General features: G+C 76.6%; 1 protein-coding gene. It reads right to left on the bottom strand.

Annotated features, from left to right (window positions below; all coding sequences use genetic code 11):
- Window positions 1–3,303, bottom strand: a 3,303-nt coding sequence (locus B0E53_RS34600) for a type I polyketide synthase (RefSeq protein ID WP_146167904.1), incomplete at both ends; no start/stop codon positions are given.

Genomic DNA, 3,303 nt, shown 5'->3' with positions numbered 1-3,303 from the left:
CGGGGGTGGCCCGGACGAGCCGGCGCGCGTACAGGCCGGTGGGCCGGAGGGCGAGCTGGTCCTCGTCGCCGGCGGCGGTGAGGGCCGCCACCAGCGCGGCCGGGTCGACGTCCTCGTCGGGCAGGTCGAGCAGGCCGACCCGGAGCTGCGGCAGTTCGAGCCCGGCCACCCGGCCGAGGCCCCACAGGCCGCCCTGGGCGGCGCTGCGGACCGGGTCACCGGCGGCGGTGGCCACCGCGCCCGAGGTGAGGCACCAGAGCGGGGCGGTGCCGCCGGCGTCGTGCAGCGCCTGGACCAGCAGCAGGGTGGCCGCCGTGCCGGTGGGCAGGGCCGGGTGTTCGGGGTGCGGCCCGTCCCGCAGGCCGAGCAGGGAGACCACCCCGTCGACCGGCCCGTCGGCGAGGGCCTTGCCCAGCCGGGCGGCGAGGTCGACGCGGGTGGCGGCAGCCGGGTCGACGGTCACCCGCCGTACCTCCGTGCCGGTCGCCGCGAGCGCGCCGGCGATCCGGTCGGCGGCCGGCTCGCCGTCGGGGGCGACCAGCAGCCAGTCGCCGACCGCGCCCCGGTCGCCCGGGTCGAGCCGCCGCCAGGTCACCTGGTACGCCCAGCCGTCGACGGTGGTCTCCCGGGTGCGGCTGCGGTGCCAGCTGGTGAGGGCCGGCAGGGCCGGGGTGAGCTGGTCGAGGGCGTCGTGACCGAGGCGGGTGGCGAGGGCGCTCAGGTCGCCGCTCTCCACGGCCGCCCAGAACTCGGCGTCCGCGGCGTGCCGCCGGGTCGGGGTGTCGGGCCAGTAGCGCTGGTGCTGGAAGGCGTAGGTCGGCAGGTCGACGCGGCGGGCGCCGGTGCCGGCGAACCAGGGCTCCCAGGTGACCGGGACGCCGTGGACGTGCAGGTCGGCCAGGGCGGCGAGCAGCGCCCGGGTTTCGGGCCGGTCCTTGCGCCCGACGGCGACCGCGTGGATGTCCGCGCCGGCCGGCAGGGCGTCGGCGGTCAGCGCGGTGAGCACGCTCTGCGGGCCGACCTCCAGGAAGGTGTTCGCCCCGGCTGCGTGCAGGGCGTTGATGCCGTCGGCGTAGCGGACGGCCTCGCGGACGTGCCGGACCCAGTAGTCGGGGCTGCGCAGCTCGTCGCCGTCGGCGAGCGCGCCGGTCAGGTTGGAGACGACCGGCAGGAGCGGCGCGGCGAAGGTCAGTCCGTCGAGGACGGTGCGGAACTCGGCGAGCATCGGCTCCATGAGCGGGCTGTGGAACGCGTGACTGACCGTCAGGCGCCGGGTCCGCGCGCCCCGTTCGGTCCAGGTTCGCTCGATCGCGTCCAGATCGGCCAGCGGTCCGGAGACGACGACCGCCGACGGGCCGTTGACGGCGGCGATGCCCACCCGGCCGGCGAGCCCGTCGAGGGAGGCCAGCACCGCCGCCTCCGGCGCGTGCACGGCGAGCATGCCGCCGCCGGACGGCAGCGCCTGCATCAGCCGGCCGCGCGACGCCACGAGCCGGCACGCGTCGGCCAGGGACAGCACCCCGGCCACGTGCGCGGCCGTGATCTCCCCGATCGAGTGCCCGCCCACGAGGTCCGGCACGATCCCGAAGGACTCGACCAGCCGGAACAGCGCGACCTCGACGGCGAACAGGCCGGCCTGGGTGAACTCCGTCTGGTCCAGCAGTTCCGCCTCTGCCGTGCCCGCCTCGGCGAACAGCACCTCCCGCAACGGCCGGGACAGCAGCGGGTCCACCTGCCCGCACACCTCGTCCAGCGCCGTCGCGAACACCGGGAACGTCGCCGACAGCTCCCGGCCCATCCCGGCGCGCTGGGCGCCCTGGCCGGAGAAGAGCACCGCCAGCTGGCCGCGCTGTTCGGCGGCGCCGCTGACCGGCGCGGCGGAGGACGTGCCGGCGGCCAACGCGCGCAGCCCGGCCAGAAGCTCGTCCCGGTCGGCGGCGGCCACCACGGCCCGGTGCTCCAGGGCCGGGCGGGCCGTCACCGACGACCACCCGACGTCCACCGGACGCAGCGTCTCGTTCCCGGCCAGCCAGCCCGCCCAGCGGGACGCCTGCCCGGACAGGGCTTCGGCGGAGCGGGCCGACAGCAGCACCGGCACCGGCGGCCGCGGGGCGTCGACCACCGTGGCCGGCTCGGCGTCGGTGACCGGCGGCTGTTCGAGGATCACGTGCGCGTTGGTCCCCGAGATGCCGAAGGACGACACGGCGGCCCGGCGCGGCCGGTCCACCGCCGGCCACGCCGTGGGGGCGGTGGCGAGCGTGACGGCCCCGGCGGTCCAGTCGATGTGCGGGGACGGCTCGTCCACGTGCAGCGTCGGCGGGACGAGGCCGTGCCGCATGGCCAGCACCATCTTGATCAGACCGGCCACGCCGGCCGCCGCCTGGGTGTGGCCCAGGTTCGACTTGATCGACCCGAGCAGCAGCGGCCGGTCGGCGGGGCGGTCCTGACCGTAGGTGGCGAGCAGGGCCTGGGCCTCGATGGGGTCGCCGAGGGTGGTGCCGGTGCCGTGGGCCTCGACGGCGTCCACGTCGGCGGGAGACAGCCGCGCGTTGGCCAGGGCCTGGCGGATGACCCGCTGCTGCGACGGACCGTTCGGCGCGGTGAGCCCGTTGGACGCGCCGTCCTGGTTGACCGCGCTGCCCCGGACCACGGCGAGGACACGGTGACCGTGGCGGCGGGCGTCGGACAGCCGCTCGACCAGCAGCATGCCGACACCCTCGGACCAGCCGGTCCCGTCGGCCGCAGCCGCGAAGGACTTGCACCGCCCGTCGGGGGCGAGGCCGCGCTGGCGGGAGAAGCCGACGAACGCGCTGGGGGTGGCCATCACGGTGACCCCACCGGCCAGGGCCAGCTCGCACTCCCCCGCCCGCAGCGCCTGCGCGGCCAGGTGCAGCGCGACCAGCGACGACGAGCAGGCGGTGTCCACGGTGACCGCCGGCCCCTCCAGGCCGAAGACGTACGCGACCCGGCCGGAGGCGACGCTGCCGGCGGTGCCGTTGACCAGGTAGCCCTCCAGCTCCTCGGACGCCTCGAGCCGGCCCGCGTAGTCGTGGTGGATCAGACCGGCGAAGACGCCGGTGGTGACCTTCGGGTTGCGCGGGTCGAGGCCGGCGTGCTCGAACGCCTCCCAGGAGGTCTCCAGCAGCAGGCGCTGCTGCGGATCCATGGCCAGCGCCTCGCGGGGACTGATGCCGAAGAACCCGGGATCGAAGTCCGCGGCGTCATGGAGGAAACCGCCGTGCCGGGTCGTGGAGGTACCGGCCCGGTCGGCGTCCGGGTCGTACAGGGCGTCCAGGTCCCAAC

Origin of the sequence: Micromonospora sp. MH33, assembly GCF_003013775.1 — a bacterium.
Lineage (GTDB): Bacteria > Actinomycetota > Actinomycetes > Mycobacteriales > Micromonosporaceae > Micromonospora > Micromonospora fulviviridis.
Note: the sequence above shows the minus strand (reverse complement) of the source record. Positions and strands in the feature narration are given on the sequence as shown.